The 19,780-nt window shown below is 62.2% G+C and carries 18 protein-coding genes and 1 rRNA gene; 4 read left to right on the top strand and 15 right to left on the bottom strand.

Annotation, left to right across the window (positions count from 1 at the left end):
- Position 1: 1 nt before the first annotated feature.
- A complete protein-coding gene (locus BSP239C_RS00095; RefSeq protein ID WP_101569885.1) occupies positions 2-1,282 on the bottom strand; it encodes a DUF6350 family protein in 1,281 nt (426 codons plus the stop codon).
- Positions 1,283-1,398: 116 nt separating this feature from the next.
- Here BSP239C_RS00095 and BSP239C_RS00090 point away from each other — a divergent pair, with 116 nt between their 5' ends.
- Positions 1,399-3,057: a hypothetical protein gene (locus BSP239C_RS00090; protein ID WP_101569591.1), complete on the top strand. Its 1,659-nt coding sequence runs from the start codon at positions 1,399-1,401 to the stop codon at positions 3,055-3,057.
- Positions 3,058-3,176: 119 nt separating this feature from the next.
- Here BSP239C_RS00090 and BSP239C_RS00085 read toward each other — a convergent pair whose 3' ends face one another.
- The 10 genes from BSP239C_RS00085 to clpS all read right to left on the bottom strand — a co-directional run bounded on the left by BSP239C_RS00085 (position 3,177) and on the right by clpS (position 13,040).
- Entirely contained in the window at positions 3,177-4,577 is a 1,401-nt protein-coding gene (locus BSP239C_RS00085) for an amidase (RefSeq protein WP_101569884.1), read from the bottom strand.
- 52 nt (positions 4,578-4,629) lie between these two features.
- Positions 4,630-6,405: an ABC transporter ATP-binding protein gene (locus BSP239C_RS00080; RefSeq protein ID WP_101569590.1), complete on the bottom strand. Its 1,776-nt coding sequence runs from the start codon at positions 6,403-6,405 to the stop codon at positions 4,630-4,632.
- Entirely contained in the window at positions 6,398-7,300 is a 903-nt protein-coding gene (locus BSP239C_RS00075; RefSeq protein ID WP_101569589.1) for an ABC transporter permease, read from the bottom strand. The genes BSP239C_RS00080 and BSP239C_RS00075 overlap by 8 nt, the downstream gene beginning before the upstream one ends.
- On the bottom strand, positions 7,297-8,244 hold the full coding sequence (locus BSP239C_RS00070) for an ABC transporter permease (protein ID WP_101569588.1): 948 nt from the start codon (positions 8,242-8,244) through the stop codon (positions 7,297-7,299). The genes BSP239C_RS00075 and BSP239C_RS00070 overlap by 4 nt, the downstream gene beginning before the upstream one ends.
- A 13-nt stretch (positions 8,245-8,257) precedes the next feature.
- Complete coding sequence (locus BSP239C_RS00065) at positions 8,258-9,760, bottom strand: ABC transporter substrate-binding protein (RefSeq protein ID WP_101569587.1); 1,503 nt, start codon at positions 9,758-9,760, stop codon at positions 8,258-8,260.
- Between the two features lie 205 nt (positions 9,761-9,965).
- Complete coding sequence (gene rdgB, locus BSP239C_RS00060; RefSeq protein WP_101569586.1) at positions 9,966-10,571, bottom strand: RdgB/HAM1 family non-canonical purine NTP pyrophosphatase; 606 nt, start codon at positions 10,569-10,571, stop codon at positions 9,966-9,968.
- Entirely contained in the window at positions 10,568-11,290 is a 723-nt protein-coding gene (rph, locus tag BSP239C_RS00055; RefSeq protein ID WP_145997387.1) for a ribonuclease PH, read from the bottom strand. The genes rdgB and rph overlap by 4 nt, the downstream gene beginning before the upstream one ends.
- Positions 11,291-11,337: 47 nt before the next feature.
- Positions 11,338-12,159, bottom strand: coding sequence for an MBL fold metallo-hydrolase (locus tag BSP239C_RS00050; RefSeq protein ID WP_101569584.1), 822 nt, complete (start codon positions 12,157-12,159; stop codon positions 11,338-11,340).
- Positions 12,156-12,731 (bottom strand): DUF2017 family protein, encoded by a 576-nt coding sequence (locus BSP239C_RS00045; RefSeq protein ID WP_101569583.1) that lies wholly within the window; start codon positions 12,729-12,731, stop codon positions 12,156-12,158. The genes BSP239C_RS00050 and BSP239C_RS00045 overlap by 4 nt, the downstream gene beginning before the upstream one ends.
- Positions 12,732-12,734: 3 nt before the next feature.
- The gene (gene clpS, locus BSP239C_RS00040) at positions 12,735-13,040 is read right to left on the bottom strand and encodes an ATP-dependent Clp protease adapter ClpS (RefSeq protein ID WP_101569582.1); all 306 of its coding nucleotides are present in this window, start codon (positions 13,038-13,040) and stop codon (positions 12,735-12,737) included.
- Between the two features lie 52 nt (positions 13,041-13,092).
- Here clpS and BSP239C_RS00035 point away from each other — a divergent pair, with 52 nt between their 5' ends.
- On the top strand, positions 13,093-14,412 hold the full coding sequence (locus BSP239C_RS00035; RefSeq protein WP_101569581.1) for a nicotinate phosphoribosyltransferase: 1,320 nt from the start codon (positions 13,093-13,095) through the stop codon (positions 14,410-14,412).
- Between the two features lie 128 nt (positions 14,413-14,540).
- Here BSP239C_RS00035 and BSP239C_RS00030 read toward each other — a convergent pair whose 3' ends face one another.
- Both BSP239C_RS00030 and BSP239C_RS00025 read right to left on the bottom strand, forming a co-directional pair.
- On the bottom strand, positions 14,541-16,322 hold the full coding sequence (locus BSP239C_RS00030; RefSeq protein WP_101569580.1) for a DEAD/DEAH box helicase: 1,782 nt from the start codon (positions 16,320-16,322) through the stop codon (positions 14,541-14,543).
- The gene (locus BSP239C_RS00025; protein ID WP_096160529.1) at positions 16,323-16,577 is read right to left on the bottom strand and encodes a DUF3039 domain-containing protein; all 255 of its coding nucleotides are present in this window, start codon (positions 16,575-16,577) and stop codon (positions 16,323-16,325) included. It abuts the gene before it with no gap.
- A 31-nt stretch (positions 16,578-16,608) separates the two neighbouring features.
- Between BSP239C_RS00025 and BSP239C_RS00020 the strand changes: the two genes are divergently transcribed.
- Positions 16,609-17,124 (top strand): flavin reductase family protein, encoded by a 516-nt coding sequence (locus tag BSP239C_RS00020; protein WP_101569579.1) that lies wholly within the window; start codon positions 16,609-16,611, stop codon positions 17,122-17,124.
- 127 nt (positions 17,125-17,251) lie between these two features.
- Here the strand turns inward: BSP239C_RS00020 and gdhA are convergent, their stop codons facing one another.
- Entirely contained in the window at positions 17,252-18,598 is a 1,347-nt protein-coding gene (gene gdhA, locus BSP239C_RS00015) for an NADP-specific glutamate dehydrogenase (RefSeq protein ID WP_101569578.1), read from the bottom strand.
- A 140-nt stretch (positions 18,599-18,738) separates the two neighbouring features.
- Here gdhA and BSP239C_RS00010 point away from each other — a divergent pair, with 140 nt between their 5' ends.
- The gene (locus BSP239C_RS00010) at positions 18,739-19,392 is read left to right on the top strand and encodes a GNAT family N-acetyltransferase (protein ID WP_226830709.1); all 654 of its coding nucleotides are present in this window, start codon (positions 18,739-18,741) and stop codon (positions 19,390-19,392) included.
- 265 nt (positions 19,393-19,657) lie between these two features.
- Here the strand turns inward: BSP239C_RS00010 and rrf are convergent.
- A 5S ribosomal RNA gene (rrf, locus tag BSP239C_RS00005) occupies positions 19,658-19,776 on the bottom strand.
- Positions 19,777-19,780 lie beyond the last annotated feature (4 nt).

The following is a 19,780-nucleotide window of genomic DNA, read 5'->3' as shown; positions in this document are numbered from 1 at the left end:
CTCAGTCCTCGTCCCAATAATCGGCGTGTCGTTCATCGGCGATGCGACCGAAGGGTTCCTCGTCTTCATCGAAACCGTCCCGATCGCCGGAAGATCCGGACCCGGTCTGCATGTCCGAGAGCCTGGTCAGGAGCAGGCCTCCAGCCATCCCCACCGTGAGCCATGCAGTGATGACCAGCGCAGACGTCAGCGCCGAGGGCCCGAACGCAGACAGACCCAACGGGCCCATGGCCCCTCGCGCGAAGAGCGCGAGGACCTGAAGCACGACGAAGCATTTGATCGCCGCAGTGACCAGCCCTGCCCACGAACCCATCATCACCAGACGGGCATGATCGCGACCGAGGATGACGCTGAGGACTCCCAACAGAACGAGCAGCACCGGTGCCGCGTTCGTCCACGCCGGATAATCACCGACGAGCAGCTGGAGCACCGGGACGTGCGGAATCGGTCCGGCCGCAGTCTGGAATACCGAACTCAGTGCCCCGTCGCCCACGCTCACTCCAGTGCCTGCGATCCAGGACAGCGAGGCGTAGAAGATTCCTGGGGCGAAGAGAATCTGAATGATCAGCAGGCCCACACCTGCAGACAGCGGTGAGCTGTAGATCTGCAGTGACTGGGCCAATTCGTTCCACCTCAGTACGATGCCGGTGGCGATGACGAGCACCGACAGGAATGCCGCACCCCAGAGTAGCCGCTTGACCAGTTGCGCACCGGCAACCCAAGCATCGCTGTCGAGATTGTGCAATCGCGGGATATCGTCGACACCGCGAACCCACATATATCCGGCCGCAGAGGCGGACAGCAGCATGAGAATCAGCCGGAGGAGGCCCCCTGGTGTCAGGGTTCCCTCCCCCACAAGAAGGGTCAGAGCGAACAGCGGGACGGCATAGGCAATGATGTAGGTCCCCAAGGCGAGGAGCATCTGCTTCCACCATGAAGGCTCCATGATGTCGCTGTCCTCTGGCTCTGCTTCTGTGAAGCCGGCGACCAGGCGTTTGGCCCCGGCGGCGAAGAAGAACCACAGGCCCAGTGTGATCAGGCTCGGTGCCAGCGAGAAGTCAAAGCCCAACGTGGACACGCTCAGGCCGTGCGCGATGCCCCACATGGCGAATGCCCACTCGGGGATGATCGAATACGGCAGCTGCGAGCCGAGTCCGATGATCCAGAAGACAGTGGCGATGACGAAGGCCGCGGGGACGGCGATGAGGTCGATTCGCAGTGCCTCCAGCAGGCCCAGCAGGACTGGATGGCGATGGGTTCGGGGGTGAGGAGAAGTGTGCATCTCTCCCATTTTCGCTGACACGGTGCTCGCTTCCTGGTATTGACCACGCGATTCTCTTCTGTGGGAAGTACAATTGCGCCAGGACACGCTTGTAGACACGAAGGATGCAGCCAACGATGAGCAACGGGAACGACGAACCGAATTTCCCGCCACCTCCCATGAACCCTCCCGAGAACAACAGAACGGGACCCGGTGCGGAGACGTCGGCGAGCAACACTACTGATGATTCGGTGGACTCAAGCAGCTCAGGCCCGCAGGCACTAGCCAGCGGATCCGAACAAGCTCCGTCCTACCGCTACGATCAGGCCCCTCCGTTCACCGCGAACGATCAGGGCCACAGCAATCAGCCGGCCCAGCCGAACCCACCTGAGCAGAACCAACCGCCGCGCCCCGAGGTGCAGCAGGCCAGCTCGAACCAGGCCCCAAACTACACCGGCGGCCAACAGTATGGCGGCCAGCAGCAGCCGGGTCAGTACCAAGGCGGTCAGTACCAAGGCGGCGCACCCTACCCAGGCGGCCCCTACCAGCAAGGTCAGCAGGGACAGCCGGGTCAGCAAGCGCCTGGTCAACCCGGGCAATACCAGACCGTCTCGGGATCCGATGGGCATCGGACTGGCTCAGGCCCGGGCCAGTCACAGGCGATCCCCCAGCCAGCGCCGGCTCCAGGCTTCGCCGGTTCTGCAGCGACCGCGACCCGTGCCGATGCCCGCCCCGAGAAGAAGAGCAGGATGCCGCTCTTCATCGCTCTGGGTGCGGTGGCTCTCGTCATCATTCTCGTCCTCGTCGGTTTCCTCGTCGTCAACACGGTCAACAAGAACAACTACGGACCCGACAAGGTTGCCGAAGACTACGTGTCCGCGCTGAGCAAGGGTGACTTCGCTGCAGCTGAGAAGATCGCGCCCTCGCCTCGTCCGGAAGGAACGAACCTGGACCTCCTGTCCAAGGAGTTCACCGATGCGTCCTCGACGAAGGTCGAGAATGCGAAGGTCGAGTCCTCGAAGGTCAAAGACGAGAAGGGCACAGTCGTCGTCTCCTACGATCTCGACGGCACCAAGTACAACGTCGAGCTGAAGGCGAAGAAGGACGGCAAGCAGGATCTGTTCTTCGACAAATGGACCCTGACGGGCCCTGCGCTCAACGTGATCTCACTCGACATTCCGGGCACCGATGGTCTCAGCGTCAACGGCAAGGATTACAAGGCGGAGCCGGGCACCACGTCCTTCGCAGTGTATCCGGGCAACTATGACTTCCAGATCCCCAAGAGCAAATGGGTCGGAGAGGCCAAGGACACCGCAGCGGTGAACTTCCCTCAGGCCTTTGCTCCGGGTGAGAAGCCGAACAATGATGAGGTGTCTCCGATGACGCTCAATCTTGATCTTGCACCGACGAGCGCCTTCCAGAAGGAAGTTCAGAAACAGGTCGAGAAGGAGCTCAAGAAGTGCTTCGACAACAAGGACATCAAACCCAAGTGCAAGTTCATCAAGTTCGATCCCACTGAGATCCCTGTCGGCGGCTCAGATAAGAAGCTGGCCGATCTGGCGAAGAAGAACACCGCCAAGTGGAACATGAAGGACATGCCCCAGGTTGATGCGAGCTTCGGATCGGGTGACACGAACTCCGGCTCGTTCTTCACCAAGAAGCCGGGCAAGTTCGACTTCAGCGTGCAGGGCAAGAAGGCCGGTTCGTCGTACTTCTCCAACGGCAACCCGCTGTCCGTCTCCGGCACAGTGAAAATCGATGGCGACAAGCTCTCGGTCGAGTTCTTCGACTTCTGATTCCAGCCGTCGACGACGTTCGTCGCTGACCTCGCCGAGGTGGTCCCACCTCTGCGCGCAAGCGAAGTGAAGGAGGGCCCGGGTTGTGATGAACCCAGGCCCTCCTTCCGTTGGCGTTCTCAGCTCATCGTGGCCCGCACAGGTGCGGCAATTCCTGCTGCCTGTTCGAACCAGGACCCGGCCGCCATCACGAGTTCGTCGGCGAAGCGGCGTCCCGAGATCTGGGTGCCGATGGTCCGACCATCCTTGGTGTAGCCGGCCAGGACGGTGCCTGCCGGCTGCTCTGACATGTTGTAGGGCATGGTGAAGCCGATATGCCCCATGGGTTCGTGGACCTTCGGGTAGGGCATGGGCTGTTCGGCTGGGAATGCTGCGTCCGGTGAGACGGGCGAGATGACCAGGTCGTAGCCTGCTGTGGCTGCCACGCTGCGACGTCGGATCTCCTGCACGCTGTGATAGCACTCCATCAGCCTGAGCCCAGTGACATCGGCCCCGCCCTGGGCCCATTGCTGGATGTAGGGCAGGATAAGTGCCTGTTCTGCCACAGGGAGGGCGCGCAGGTCGCCCCACGAGCGCACACGCCAGAACAGGTCCATATCTCTCAGCAGCTCATCATCGATGAACGGGGCGAGGGTGTCGACGATCGCGCCGGCTTGTGCGAAACGATCGGCAGCCTCGGCGATGGCCGAAGCGATTTCCGGGTTGACGGATTCTCCGCATCCGGCATCGAGCTGGAGACCGACTCTCAGCCCCTTCGGGTCGAACACGGTTCGCTCGGGGCTCTGACCATCAGAAGGAGGCAGGCTCGAGTAGTCACGGTCGTCGGGTGCGGAGATGATGTCCATCGCGGCCTTGACGTCGGCCATCGTCCTGGCCAGCGGCCCGGCACATCGGCCCATGTACGGGGCGTCGAGCGGGACCCGGCCGAAGCTGGGTTTGAGGCCGGCCAGCCCCATCCAGGTACAGGGCAGGCGGATCGATCCGCCGATATCGGACCCGATGTGGATGGGACCGTAGCCGGCAGCTGCGGCGGCACCGGCCCCCGCGCTAGATCCGCCGGTGGTCAGGTTCGGATCCAGGGGCGAGCGAGTGATGCCGTGCAGAGAGGAGACTCCGGATGAGAGCATGCCCCAGTCGGGCATCGTCGTTGATCCGACGATGACCGCTCCGGCCTCCTCGAGGCGTTGGGTGATCGGAGCGTCGTGCGTCGACACCGGTACTTGCGACCAGGCGTGGCCGCTGGGCATCGGAACTCCCCTGCGTGCGACGTTCTCCTTGATCGTGACCGGGACTCCGTCGAGGGGGCCGAGTGCTCGGCCTTCTCGCCAGCGAACAGCGCTGGCGTTCGCAGCAGCATGAGAACGGTCATCGTCTCGGTGGTGGAGAGCGTTGATGACGGGTTCGCATTCGTCCATCCTCTCCACGACTGCTGTGAAGACCTCGAGTGGGTCAACGTCTCCTGAAGCGTAGCCGCTGGTCAGGGCTTCTGCGCTGTGGTCGGCAAGCGTGGTGTGGCTCATCTGCCGTCCTTTCTTCTGTTGCATCTGCTGAGTTCATTGCGCAGCGTCGGGCTCAGGGTGCTGAGGCGAGCGCTCCGGCCAGGCTGGGGGTGGCCGCGATGAGGCTCCGGGTGTAATCCTCACGTGGGTGGGCGTAGATGTCCTCCGTCGACCCGGATTCGACGATGTGTCCGTCCTTCATGACGATGACATCGGAGCACAGGTGTTTGACGACGCCGAGGTCGTGGGAGACGAAGAGCAGGGTCAGCGCGTAGTCATCGACTAGGTCGGTGAGTAAGTTGAGGACCTGGGCGCGCACGGACACGTCGAGGGCGGAGACGGGTTCGTCGGCGACAAGGATCTGGGGCCTGGTCACCAGCGCCCTGGCGATCGAGATCCGCTGTCGCTGTCCGCCGGAGAATTGGTGTGGGTAGCGTCGCATGGCCTTCGTGTCGAGATCGACGGCCAGCAGCATCTCTTGCACCCGGCTCAGTCGTTCGTCCCGTGCCATACCGCGTGCGATCAGGGGTTCGGAGACGATATCTTCGACCCGCATGCGAGGGTCAAGTGAGGCGAAGGGGTCTTGGAAGACGATCTGCAGATCCTCGCGCAGCGTCCGCAGTGCCGATGAGCTCGCGGACTCGACCCGGATGTCGCCGACCCTCACATGCCCAGAAGTGGGTCGGTCGAGTCCTGAGAGAATGTTGAGTATGGTCGATTTTCCCGACCCCGACTCCCCCACGATTCCCAAGCGCTGCCCAGACGCGACGCTGAAGCTGATGTCGTCGAGTGCGCGGACCGGAGACCGTCTGCGCAGCAGCAATCCGCCGGAGCGGAAGTGCTTCGAGACTCCGCTGACGTCGATGAGCGGTGGGGAATGGACTGCCTCGTGTGCTTCCCCCGCCGAGGTGGGAACTGGTTCTCGCACATCTGTCGGCACTCGCACATCGCCCGGCTCATCTGCGACAACCGGCCCAGTTGCAGCTGCCGGCTCTGCCTCGTCGATCGGCCCTGCATATGAGCGTGCCGTCTTGAGTGAGAAGAGCTTTCGGTGAGCGTCGGTGGCCTCTAAGTCGGAGGAGGCCAGCAGTCCGCGCGTGTATTCGTGCTGAGGATCCGTGAAGATCTGCTTGACGCTGCCGGTCTCGACGATGCGTCCGGCGTACATGACGATGACACGCTCACACACCTCGGCGACGACGGCCAGGTCGTGGGTGATGAACAGCAGTCCCGCCTGGACAGCGGAGACCCGTTCGGTGATGAGTTCGAGCATGTGCTTCTGCACGGTGACGTCGAGAGCCGTCGTAGGCTCGTCGCAGATCAGCAGCCGGGGCGAGTTCGCCAGGGCGATGGCCAACATCACGCGCTGTCGCTGTCCGCCCGACATCTGGTGCGGATAGGCGTAGCGGGCACTTTCCGGGGCGGGCATGTGCACGCTGGTCAGCAGGTCGAGAACTCGACCAGGAATATCGCGGCGGGCCACGTCGCCATGGATGCGCAGCACCTCGGCGATCTGGTCCCCGATGCGCATCAGCGGGTTGAGTGCGCTCATCGGCTCCTGGAACACCATGGAGGCGAGGTCGGAACGCATCCGGGCCAAGGTCTTCTCCTTCGCCTCCAGGATGTTTCCGGCAAAGCCCTGCAGGGACACGGTGCCGTCGGATCGCAGCTCTTCGGGCAGCAGTCCCATCACGGCCTGGGCGGTCAGGGACTTCCCTGATCCTGATTCTCCGATCAGTCCGACCCTCTCACCAGGAGAGAGGCTCAGTGACACATCGTGGAGAACAGGAGCCTCGGCGCCGGCTGGGGTGATGGTGAGGTCACGGACCTCGAGCAGGTTCTCAGACATTGCCGCGGGCCTCCATCTTCGGGTCGAATCGGTCGCGGAGTCCATCGCCGAAGAGGTTGAAGCCGAGCACGGCGAGGGCGATGAACAGGCCTGGCCACAGTGCCAGTTCGGGCTGGGTGGACAGGAACTGCTGGGACTCCTGGAGCATCCGACCCCAGGAGGGCACCGGCGCCTGTGTGCCCAGCCCCAAGAAGGACAGACCCGCCTCGGCGAGGACCGAGATCGCGAAAGCCACGGAGGCCTGCACGATGACCATGCTGGCGATGTTGGGCAGAACGTGGACGATGGCGATCGCCGGAGCACTCCGGTTCGAGGCCTTGGCCGCGCGCACATATTCGGAGCCGAGGACCTGCATCGTGCCCGAGCGGGCGACGCGGGCGAACCCGGGGATCGCAGCGATTCCCACGGCCACCATGGCCGGCCCGGTCCCCGGCGAGAAGACGGCGGCGAAGACGATTGCCAGCAGCAGTGCGGGGAACGCGAGCAGGATGTCGTTGGCGCGCATGATCACCGCGCTCAGCCACACACCCCACGGATACTGGGCGAAGACTGCGGCGATGATGCCGATGGGAGTGCCGATGAGCACCGCAATGCCCACGGCCACGATCCCGACCATCAGCGTGATCCGAGCGCCGTACATGATCCAGGTCAGGGTGTCGCGGCCGAATTTGTCGGTGCCGAGCAGGTGCTCGGTGCTCGAGGACTGCAGCCGTGCCACCGGGTCCACGGCACTGGGATCGTAGGGGGTCCAGACGAAGGACACGAGCGCGAGGGCGACGATGAGGAGGATGAGGACGGCACCGATGACCATCGAGGCATTGAGCCGCAGCTTCGTGCGTCTGCGCTGATCCGTTGTGGTTCCTCCCGCCGATGTGATGCTCGGGTTCCCACTCATGATGCGTTCCTGATCCGGGGGTCGACGACGGGCACGAGCACGTCGACGATGAGGTTGATGATGAGCACGAGGAAGACGAGGACCATGACGACGCCCTGGACCGTGACGAGATCACGGTTGGCCACAGCACGCACAAGTGCGGACCCGATGCCGGGGATGACGAAGATCTGTTCGATGATGACGGCACCGACGAGGAGCGTCGCGAGCTGTACCCCGGCCACGGTGATGACGGGGATGGCAGCGTTGCGCAGACCATGGACGAAGAGCGCCTTGGTTCGAGTCAGCCCCTTGGCCCGGGCGGTGCGGATGTAGTCCTCGCGCATGACATCGAGGACCGCCGATCGCACGTATCGGGTGAGGATCGCGGCTTGAACGAGCGCCAGGGACACCACAGGCAGCACGAGTCGGCTGAGGAACCCGCCCAGTCCTTCGACCGGGGCCATCCACCCCTGGGAAGGGAACCAGCCCAGAGTCAGGGAGAAGACGATGACGAGGATGATGGCGGCGAGGAAGTTCGGCACGGCGATGCCGATCTGGCTCAGGGCAGAGATCGTGACTCCGATCCAGTTGCGCTGTTCCAGTGCAGCGAAGGTACCCAACGGGACCGCGATGATGATCGCCAGGATGATCGCGGCAATGACGAGGATGCCGGTGACCTGCACGCTGCCGACGATGACCGGGGTGATCGCGGCCCCAGTCACATACGAGGTTCCGAAGTTGCCGGTGAGCATGCCCACGACCCAATTGAAGTATCGGATGAGGGGCGGCTGATCGAGTCCGTACTGGGCTTCCAGCGCCGCCACGGCCTCAGGTGTGGCGTTCGTCCCCAGCGCGACCTGTGCGGCGTTGCCGGGCAGGAGGCTCATGAGCGCGAAGACCACCACCGAGGCGACGATCAGTGCCAGAACGAACTGGATCGCACGGTTGGCCACATAGGTGATCATGGGTGAGGGGTCTTCAGTTCCAGCTCAGATCCGCGATCCGGAATGCGTCGGAGACCCTGTTGGCAGGGATTCCAGCGACGTCGGATTTTGCGATGACCAGGTTGGGGAACAGGAACAGGAAGTCCGAGGCTGCGTCCTCGGTGATCGTCTTCGCGATCTCCTTCATCCCTGAGACGTATTCCTTTTCCGTGCCGGTGTCGGCCTTCTCTGCGATCTTCTTGATCTTCGAATCGTCGTAGCCGATGTAGTAGTCGTTGGAGAAGACGGTGAGGATGTCGCGAGGTTCGGCATGGTTGATCACTGACATGTCGAACTTGTGCTCGGTGAATGTCTTGTCCAGCCAGACGGCCGGGAATTCCTGCGTCTCGATGTCGGCCTTGAGTCCGACCTCTTCCAGCTGTGCAGACACGATCTCGGAGATCGCCTTCGCATACGGCAGGTTCGGCACGGTGAAGGCGAACGTCTCCCCTTCGATACCGGCGTCCCTGATGAGGTCCTTGGCCTTCTGCGGGTCGAAGTCCCAGACTCCGGTCAGATCCTCGTAGTACGGGTCTGTCGGCGGGACCATTGAACCGATGAGCTCTCCATAGCCGGCCCATGCGGTGTCGAGGACAGCCTTGCGATCGATGGCATGCATGACGGCCTCGCGGGCCTTCTTGTCTTTGAAGATACCCTGCGCATTGTTCATCGAGAGCACGACTTCACCGTTCGTGGTGCCGGAGATGATCTGGTATTCCTTGCCCTGGAACTCTCCGGCCAGTTCGGGAGCCTGGAGGTTGGAGACGACGTCGATCTCTCCGGATTTCAGAGCGTTCGAGGCCGATACCGCATCTTGGAAGTATTTGAATTGGACGTTCTTGACGGCTGGTTTCTCGCCCCAGTAGTCATCCCTGGCTGCGAAGTCGATCGACTGTCCGCGGGTGAATTTCTCGATCGCGAAGGGCCCTGTGCCGATGGCTTCGTTGGCCAGGTCGTCGGTGCCTTCGGTGTCGAAGACCGCACCGACGAGGCTGGTCATGTTGAACAGCCACGTGTTGGAGGGTTTTTTGAGCGCGATCTCCACGGTGAGGTCATCAGGGGTCTCGATTGAGTCGACGATGTCCATCTTGGACTTCAGGGCGTTCTTCCACTCGTCCTGCACCCGCTCATAGGAGAACTTCACGTCCTCGCTCGTGAGGTCTGCACCGTTGGAGAACTTCACGCCCTTCTGCAGATGGAAGGTGTAGGTCTTGCGGTCTTTCGACACGTCCCAGTCCTGAGCCAGTCCCGGTTGGATCTCTCCCTCACCGTCGACGCGGACGAGTGATTCGTAGACGTTTTCCATCAGAGCCTCGGGGATGGCCACACCCGAGGTGGAGGTGAAGTCGAGGTTGACCGGTTCAGCGGTGAACGCGATCGTCATCGAGTCCTTCTTCGCCTCCTCGCCGGAGTCCGAGGCTCCCGCCGAGCAACCTGACAGGATCAGGCTCGAGGCAGCCAGGGCTGCCATCCACGAACCGACACGTGGAGTCTTCATCGCTCTCCCATTTTCACGAGCCCACACTGGCTCATTCGTCTTCTCAGGCCGGTCATTGCACAGGCGTGCACCGGCCTCGTCAGTTTAGCCGAAGTTCTCACCAGGCGAGGCGTCAGTACTCATATCGTGGAAAAGAACGAATGAGGTGGACCCGGAAGCTATCCGGATCCTCTCCAGTACTAGTCCGGAGCGCGGGGCGCTGCTTTCAGAGACCTGCCTGTGCGGCGAGGACTGCGGCGAGCTTGTCGAAGGCGACTCTCCGGTGTGACCGGGAGTTCTTCTCCTCCGGTGTCATCCGCGCGGCACTGATGTCACCGCCGTCGGGGATGAAGATCGGGTCATAGCCGAACCCGTGTTCTCCCGACGGACTCGTGGCCAGACGCCCTGGCATGACTCCTTCAGCCGAGAATTCGCGGCCGTCCGGGGTCACCGCTGCGGCAGCGCAACGGAACTGCGCCCCGCGATGTTCGCTCGAAATGTCCGAGAGCTGAGCGAGCAGAAGTTCGAGGTTGGCCCGATCGTCTCCGTGCCTTCCTGCCCACCTCGCGGAGAAAATTCCCGGTGCTCCGCCCAGGACGTCGACTGCGATCCCCGAATCATCGGCAATGGAGGTGTGACCGGTGGCCTGCGCCGCGGCACGGGCCTTCAGCAGTGCGTTCTCTGCGAACGTGACCCCGGTTTCCGGGATATCGCCGAGGCCCGCCTCGGCGGCTGTCATAACGTGGGTGTTCTCCCCCAGCGCGGGGAGGAGGATCGCGAGGAGCTCGCGCCTCTTCCCCTCGTTGTGGGTGGCCAGCACGAAGGTGGTCATTTGCCCAGCACCTCAGTCTGGATGCGGGTCAGGTCGGTGCAGCCTTTGGCGGCGAGGTCGAGCAGCTGTCCCAGTTCCGCACGGTCGAAGGGGGCACCTTCGGCGGTTCCCTGAACCTCGACGAACTGTCCACTGCCGGTCATGACGACGTTCATGTCGGTGTCGGCACGCGAGTCTTCGACGTAGGGCAGGTCGAGGACGGGTTCGCCGTCGATGATGCCGACGCTGATCGCGGCGATCGAGTCTTTGATCGGGTTGTTCGCGGCAGGGATGATTCCCGTCGAACGACCTTTGTCGATCGCGTCGGCCAGTGCGACGTAGGCGCCCGTGATCGAGGCAGTCCGAGTGCCGCCGTCTGCTTGGAGGACATCGCAGTCGAGCACAAGGGTGTTCTCGCCGAGCTTTTCGAGGTCGATGACTGCACGCAGGCTGCGACCGATGAGGCGCGAGATCTCATGTGTGCGTCCGCCCAGTTTGCCCTTGACGGACTCGCGGGTGTTGCGGGAATCCGTGGCGCGGGGCAGCATCGCATATTCTGCGGTGACCCAGCCGCGGCCCTGGCCCTTGAGCCAACGCGGCACTCCTGCGGTCAACGAACCCGCTACCAGTACGCGGGTGTTTCCGAATTCCACCAGTGCGGAACCTTCGGCGGTGTTGATCCAGTTGCGAGTGATTGTCACTTCTCGGAGTTCGTCTGCGTTTCGTCCGTCTGCGCGCACGGTGGGCCTCTTTCGTTTGTCGGTGCTGTTCTGTTCTGGTCGGTCCGTCACACGGTCCAGCTGTTGCCCGGCTTGGCCAGTTCGATCGGTCCACGAAACTCGCGGGCGGCTTCGCCACGGACGATGGAGCAGTCCGTCCAGGAAGGAATGTGGGTGAGAACCAGGGACTGGACGTCTGCCGCCTGAGCCACACGTCCAGCCCGTTTGCCGGTGAGGTGGATGCCGCGGGCGACGTCGCGATCTTCCTGGAAGGCGGCCTCGCAGAGGAACAGGTCTGCTCCGCGGGCCGCCTCGACGAGGTTGTCGCATTCGTCGCTGTCACCGGAGTAGGTGATCACGCCGCCCTTTGCGTCCGTGATCCGCAGCGCATAGGCCTCGACCGGGTGGTCGACGAGGAAGGCTTCGATCTGCAGGCTTCCCACCTGATGGGTGGTCCCGTGGTCGAGGTCGGCGAAGTCGAAGGCATGACTGAGGTCGGAGTCATGTCCGCTGGCGGCGACTGGAGACTTTCCAGGGTCGGTGTAATAGGCCCGGGTCAGCCGTTCCTGTGCACCGGCCGGGGCGAGGACGCTTGTCCGGGTGCGGATCGAGCCGGTGTCGGAGACGTTGCCGTTGAAGAACTTCGGGTCGTAGCAGTGCTTGACGTACAGGCCCGTCATGTCCATGCAGTGATCGGGGTGCAGGTGGCTGAGCACGACCGCGCTCAGCCCATCCGTGTTGACTGCACGTTGCAATGGGCCCAGTGCCCCGGAGCCGAGGTCGAGCACGATGCGCGTCGGTGATTCCTCGTCGGTTTCGATGAGGTAGCAGCTGGCGGCCGAGTTGGGGCCGGGAAAGGACCCGGCGGTGCCGATGGCGGTGAGTTTCATGAATCGTCGTCCGCGTGCAGGTCGCCGAGCAAGGTAGTGGTGAGTCGATCCTGAATCCAGGTCAGGAAGTCATACAGGGTCAGTGTGAGCTCTTCGGACTCGTCAAGGTCGTCCCGGTGAGCATATTTCTCCTCTTGGGCTTCCTCTGAGTCGATGCCCATGCGAACGGCAAGGACCAAGCGCAGATCGTTGAGTCCCTTCATCCACGCCAGAACCTCATCGTGGTTCAATGCGATCGAAGGTCCCTTGGCCAGACCGTTGAGGACGATGCGCACGTTGTGTGCCTTCGCCTGTTGAAGGTCGAACTCGGTGAGGCGTCGGAACTCCTGTGAACGTTCTTCATCGAGGGGATCGACGTCCGGGAAGAGTCGCAGCAATGCGGGGTCTTGAGGGCGCGGGCGATCGACCAGGCCGAGGCGTGCCTCCCAATTCTCCGAATCGGGGCGACCATCTTCACTGTCGTCTTCCGCCAAGAGCGCCGCCAAGTCGGTGAAGACGGTGAGCATGAGGGATCGTTCGTTTTCCTCGAGTTTGAGGACGACATCGTCCCCACGTGCGTCAATTGCTGCCATATGTCAGTCGGATCCTGCTTCAGGTTGGCACGCGGCCCACAAACCGTATTCGTGCATGGCTTGAGTGTCCCTCTCCATGGCTTCACGTCCGCCGGTGGCGACGACGCTGCGACCATTCTCATGGACTTCAAGCATCAGCGACTCAGCCTTCTCGGTCGAATACCCGAAATAGGCTTGGAAGACGTAGCTGACGTAGCTCATGAGGTTGACGGGGTCGTTGAAGACGACGGTCTTCCATGGCTTTGCCTGTTCTGTCGCCGGTCGAATGTCGACCTCCGGCTCCAGAACTGGAGTCGTTGGATTGCTCACGTTTCCACCTTACGGCAGAACACTGACGCTGTCGTGACGTAGTATCGCGCCTATGAGTGATCTCACACGGACCGGTTCGACGGCTTTCTACACCGATCAGTACGAATTGACGATGGTCCAGGCAGCGCTGGAATCGGGTGCTGCTCACCGCAGAAGCCTGTTTGAAGTCTTCGGCCGCAGTCTGCCTGCCGGCCGGCGCTACGGGGTCGTTGCCGGTACTGGCCGCATCCTCGAGATGCTCCGGGACTTCCGCTTCGGCGACGAGGAACTCTCGTTTCTCAGCCGTGAGCAGATCGTCGATTCGCGAACCATCGACTGGCTGGCCGACTACTCGTTCTCCGGCAGCATCCGCGGGTATGCGGAGGGCGAGATCTACTTCCCCGGCTCCCCGCTGATGACGATCGAGTCCACCTTCGCTGAAGGAGTCATCCTCGAGACGCTCATCCTCTCAGCGATGAACTACGACTGCGCAGTCGCCTCGGCGGCCTCACGAATGGCTCAGGCTGCCGGCGATCGGCCCTGCGCGGAGATGGGCGGGCGCCGCACCAACGAACACGCTGCGGTCGCCGCTGCCCGCGCGGCCGTCATCGGCGGTTTCGCGTCGACATCGAATCTCGCCGCCGGCCTCCGCTACGGACTGCGCACGATCGGCACTTCAGCTCATTCCTTCACCCTGCTCCACGACTCGGAGCAGGAGGCCTTCGCCGCTCAACTCAAATCCCTGGGCACCGACACGACTCTGCTCCTGGATACCTATGACGTCGAGGAGGCGCTGGCCACGGCCGTCCGACTGGCCGGGAAGAATCTGGGTGGCGTGCGCATCGACTCGGGCGACCTCGTCGAACAGGCCAGCGAAGTCCGTGCGGGCCTCGACCGCCTCGGCGCTCACGATACGACCATCACGGTCACCAGTGATCTCGACGAATATGCGATCGCGGCTCTCGCCGCCTCCCCCGTGGATTCCTACGGTGTCGGAACACGAGTGGTCACCGGTTCGGGTTCGCCGGCCGCGGGACTCGTGTACAAGCTCGTGGCTCGGGCCGACGAATCGGGGGCATGGACCTCTGTGGCAAAGAACTCCACCGGCAAACCCTCACGCGGAGGGAACAAGGACGCTCTGCGAATCATCGATGGTGCGATTGCCGTCGAGGAGGCCGTCGGCATCCCGACCCTGCCGGACGACCTCGGCGATGGCCGGTCGCTGACTGTTGACCTGGTGGTCGATGGTGAGATCGATGAGTCCTATATCGGCGCCGACGGAGTCACGAAGGCCTGTGCTCGGCACGACGAGTCCCTGGCCGAACTGCCACGTTCAGCCAGGCGCATGCAGGACGGCGAACCGGCGATCCCCACGGTCTTCTATCCCAAGTGACGTTCTAAGCCAAGTGACGTTCTGTCCCAAGTAATCAGGACTGACCCGAGTTGAGGCCGGCCGGATGAACCAAGATCGGCCAGGCTGAACCGAGGTCGAAAAGTCCTCTCTGCGCAGGCGGACGGGGCTCACTTCTTGCCGATGAACCAGCCTTGGAGCTTTGCGATCCGGGCTTGGATCTGTTCCCGGGTCGCCTGTGCCACGGCCGGTCCCCCGCAGGCCTTGCGCAGCTCGACGTGAACGGTTTTGTGGGGTGAGCCGGTGCGCCGTGACCAGGCGCCGACGAGGCTCTGGAGCTGGTTGCGCTCTTCCTTCATCGCCCTGTGATCGAGCTCGCTGGGTTCGGTTTCCGGTGCCGGTGGCGCCGCAGCGGTCTTCCGCTTTGCCTGGCGCGCCTGCTGGGTTCGCAGCAGTTCGTGGACTTGGTCTGGTTCGAGCAGTCCGGGAATACCGATGAAGTCCAGTTCATCTTCGGAACCGACCGCTCCGCCCGTGCCGAACTCACCGCCGTCGAAGAGCACCCGGTCGAAGAGTGCCTCGGCACCGAGTGCTTCGAAGGAGCCCATCTGGTCAGAGGCTCCCTCTTCACGGTTCGCCTGTTCCATGGCCTGGTCGTCGAAGACGACGACATCGTTCTCGTCCTCGTTCTTGGGTCGGTCGAGAGCGTGATCGCGTTCGACTTCCATCGTATTGGCCAGGGCCAGGAGGATCGGGACGGAAGGCAGGAACACAGACGCGGTCTCACCGCGTTTGCGTGCACGCACGAAACGTCCGATGGCCTGTGCGAAGAACAGTGGAGTCGCCGAGGAGGTCGCATAGACCCCGACGCACAGTCGCGGCACGTCGACGCCTTCGGACACCATGCGAACCGCGACCATCCACCGGTCGGTGGAGTTCTGGAATTGCTCGATCCGCGCCGAGGCTCCAGCTTCGTCGGAGAGAACGACCGTAGGCGCCTCCCCAGTGAGTTCGCGCAGCACCTTGGCATAGGCGCGCGCGTTGTCCTGGTCTGTGGCGATGACAAGGCCACCGGCGTCGTGCACGGTCCGTCTGACCTCTGTCAGACGTCGGTCTGCGGCCTTGAGCACCGCTGGAATCCAGTCGCCGCCGGGGTCGAGCGCTGTCCGCCACGCCTGGGAGTTGATGTCCTTCGTCGTGTCTTCGCCGAGGACGTGGGACATCTCGTCACCGGCTCTGGTCCGCCAGGACATAGCGCCGGCATAGGCGAGGAACAGGACAGGACGGACGACGGAGTCCCTCAGCGCCCGCCCGTAGCCGTAGGAATAGTCTGCCACCGAGGTGCGGATGCCGTTCTCGTCCGGGGCATAGGTGACGAATGGGATCGGCGAGGTATCAGACCGGAAAGGAGTACCCGTCAGGGAGAGTCTGCGGACAGCGGGGCCGAAGGCCTCCCGTACTGCATCGCCCCAGGACAGTGCGTCACCGCCATGGTGAACCTCATCGAGGATGACCAGGGTGCGCCCGGCTGCGGTCCGGTTGTGGTGCAGGACCGGTTTGGCAGCCACCTGCGCGTAGGTGATGGCAACGCCGTGATAGCCGGGGGCGTGTTTGCCTTGAGCATTCTTGAAGTGCGGGTCGAGTTTGATGCCCACGCGTGAGGCGGAATCGGCCCACTGCACCTTGAGGTGTTCGGTGGGTGCGACGACGGTGACTCTGTTGACGACGCGCTGTGCCAACAGCTCTGCAGCTACGCGCAGAGCGAATGTCGTCTTGCCCGCGCCCGGTGTCGCGACAGCGAGAAAATCCTTCGGCTGTTCCCGAAAATACTGTTCCAGGGCCTCAGCCTGCCAAGCGCGCAACTTTCCGGCCGTTCCCCAAGCAGCACGCTCAGGAAAGGCCGGTGGCAGTTGTTCGGCGGCGGATGTCCCTGGGAGACGTTCCGCGGACATCTACTCCTTAGGTCCTTCAGACATTGTTGAGTAGATCTCTTTGCATCGCGGGCACACGGGGAATCGTTCGGGGTCTCGGGTCGGCACCCACACCTTTCCGCACAGGGCAATGAGCGGTGTGCCCGTGACCATGGATTCCATGATCTTGTCTTTAGGTGCGTAGTGGCTGAAACGTTCGTGGTCGCCGGGTTCAACAAGTTGCTCGGACTGCTCACGCTCGATTGTTGCTGAACCACCTGATGCTGGATAGGTCATGGCTCCATTGTAGTTCCCTAGAATGAGTGCCATGGACAGAACTCACGAGGATTCCCTCACAGAACGCTATCGCGAACTCAGCGATGACATAGCTGCGGCCGTGGCTGTGGTTTCAGCCAAGCGCGGCAACGCCCTGCACGCGATCACCGTCGACTCGTTCCTCGACGTGTCCTATGACCCGCCGACGATGGCCATCAGCATCTATGGCGGGTCACGCATGATGGAGACTCTGGAGACGAGTGCGCATTACGCCATCTCCTTGCTCAATTCCTCCCAGCGAGACATCTCTGAGCGCTTGGGCGCGCCTGGCCAGCCTCTTTACGGCTCGCTGAAGGGCATCGATACGTTTCCGGCCCCCCATTCAGGACAGCCGGTGCTCACGGATGCGATCGCCTGGTTCGAACTGCGGACCACGGAGGTCTTGGAGGTGGCGACGCACAGCCTCGTTGTCGGGGAGGTGGTGTCGATGGGGACCGGCGCGAATAGCAGCAAAGACAAACCACTCCTGCGTTGGCGCAAGGCCTACGGAACGATGGGGCCTCGCTGAGCGAAGTCTCGAGGCAATGACAACGGCCCTCCGACGTCTCGACGGCTTCGTGTGAAGCTGCCTGAGAGTCGGAGGGCCGTTGTATGCCTTCAAGGCAGCGGCTCCTGCCTGCGCATTGTCGCTGAGGTCAGATGACGCCCTGTGCGAGCATCGCTTCGGAGACCCGAATGAAGCCTGCAATGTTCGCACCGGCAACGTAGTCGCCTGGTGAACCGAACTCTGCGGCTGCGACGGCGCAGCTGTCGTGGATGTCGCCCATGATCTCTGCCAGACGGGCTTCGGTGAAGTCGAAGTCCCAGGTGTCGCGGCTGGCGTTCTGCTGCATCTCCAGCGCGCTGGTGGCGACACCTCCGGCGTTGGCTGCCTTGCCCGGGGCGAAGAGCACGCCGGCGTCGGAGAAGGTCTTCACTGCTTCCGGGGTGCACGGCATGTTTGCTCCCTCAGCAAGTGCGATGACGCCGTTGCCAACGAGGGTTCGTGCCGAGTCGGCATCGAGCTCGTTCTGAGTTGCGCAGGGAAGTGCGACGTCAACCTCGATGTCCCAGACGTTGCCGCCCTCGTAATACTTTGCACGGCCACCGCGTTCATCGACGTATTCGGAGATGCGACCGCGTTCTTCGAACTTGATGCGCTTGACGATTTCGGTGTCGATCCCATCCGGGTCATGGATGAACCCGCTTGAGTCGGACATCGTGATGACTGTTCCTCCGAAGGCAGTGGCCTTCTCTGCAGCGAACACGGCCACGTTTCCCGATCCGGAGATCGAGAGGGTGCGTCCGTCGATGTTCTTCTTTGCTGCAGCGAGCATGTCTTTGAGGAAGTACACGACACCGAAACCGGTGGCCTCCGTGCGCACCATTGATCCGCCGTAGGAGAGGCCCTTGCCGGTGAGTACGCCAGCTTCATACTCGTTCTTCATGCGTTTGTACTGTCCGAACAAGTAGCCGATCTCGCGGCCGCCGACACCGATGTCTCCCGCCGGGACATCTCGGTATTCGCCGATGTGACGGGAGAGCTCAGTCATGAACGACTGGCAGAAACGCATGATCTCAAGGTCGCTGCGTCCCTTCGGATCGAAATCGGATCCGCCTTTGCCGCCGCCGATGGGCAGGCCGGTGATCGCGTTTTTGAAGATCTGCTCGAAGCCGAGAAATTTCACGATTCCCAAGTTCACTGAGGGGTGGAAGCGCAGTCCACCCTTGTAGGGGCCGAGAGCAGAGTTGAATTGAACTCGAAATGCTCGGTTGATCTGGACGACACCCTGGTCATCGATCCACGGGACCCGGAAGATGATCTGGCGTTCAGGTTCGCAGAGGCGCTCGAAAGTTGAGAGTTCGAGGTATTCAGGGTGCTTGTCAACGACAGGGCCCAGGGAATGGAGAACTTCCTGTACCGCTTGATGAAACTCCGACTCTCCGGGATTGCGGTGAAGCACTGTGTCGAAGATTGGCTGCAGTGATGGATGTAAGCTCATGGGATCAACTTACCGTGACCCGCATAACATGAGCTGGAACGACCGAATAATGGACAGTACAGTAACAAACCGTCTGTTTGGTATACTGCAAATTTTGACGATTCGCCCGCTGCCGTCCTCTCCACGGTTAGACTCAATTTATGGATTTGGAAGAGATTTGGCCACCCTTCGGCTTGAATATCCGGTGCGGACACATGGAGTTGTCCCCAGTACGCGAATCGGATTATCCAGAATTGGCCGATATCGCGAACGGCGGAGTGCGCAGGGATGATCTGCCGGCGTTTCTCGTCAATTGGGATTCGGGCACTCAGGAAGAGATCGCCCAGTCCATCGCTCGGTATCAATGGAGCACGCGAGCCAACTTCCGAGTCGATGACTGGACCATCGAGTTCACCGTCAGGGTCGACGGCCGAGCGGTGGGCGTGCAGGGAGTCAGTGCCAAGGATTTCGTCCGCACCAGGTCAGTCTCAACGGGTTCATGGTTGGCTCTGAATGAGCAGGGCAAAGGATATGGGACTCGGATGCGGCAAACGGCGGTGACGACGTTTACCGACCATTTCGGTGCCAGCGAGTTTCATTCCGGTTTCTTCGAGGGAAATGCTGCCAGTCGCAGAGTCTCGGAGAAGCTGGGCTACTCCCCCAATGGAATGAAGACCATTGTCGCGCAGGACGGACAGGCTCGTATGGAGCACCAAGTGATTCTTCCCGCCGAAGATATCAGACGTGGACAGGATCCCGTGGAGGTTGTTGGTGCCGAGGTGGTTCGTCGTTTCCTCGGACTCAGCACGGTGTGAGACAGCAGCCGTCAGTGTGGCGCAAGGCAGAGACTGCCCCACCGACCATCAAGGCCACCTAGGACGCTCTCCCACTCAAACACGAAGTGGTGAGCCCAAGGCTCGGACGGCATATCGCCGTTGAATGCAGAAGAGGCCACTCCCAACCGGGAATGACCTCACCCATGAATACGAGAAAGGGGCCATCCCACCGAAGCGGAATGACCCCTCACCAAAAAGCAGGAAGGCCACCCTGTCAACGACAGGATGGCCTCCCTAAAAAATATTGCGGCAGTCACTTACTCTCCCACAACCACCAAGTTGCAGTACCATCAGCGCGAATGGGCTTAGCTACCGGGATCGGAACGGTTAACCGGGCGTTTCCCCACCACTATCACCACCGCAAAAC

This window comes from Brevibacterium sp. 239c, assembly GCF_900169365.1.
In the GTDB taxonomy this organism is placed as follows: Bacteria; Actinomycetota; Actinomycetes; order Actinomycetales; family Brevibacteriaceae; genus Brevibacterium.
The sequence above is the reverse complement of the archived record's forward strand: the minus strand, read 5'-3'. Positions and strand labels throughout refer to the sequence as shown.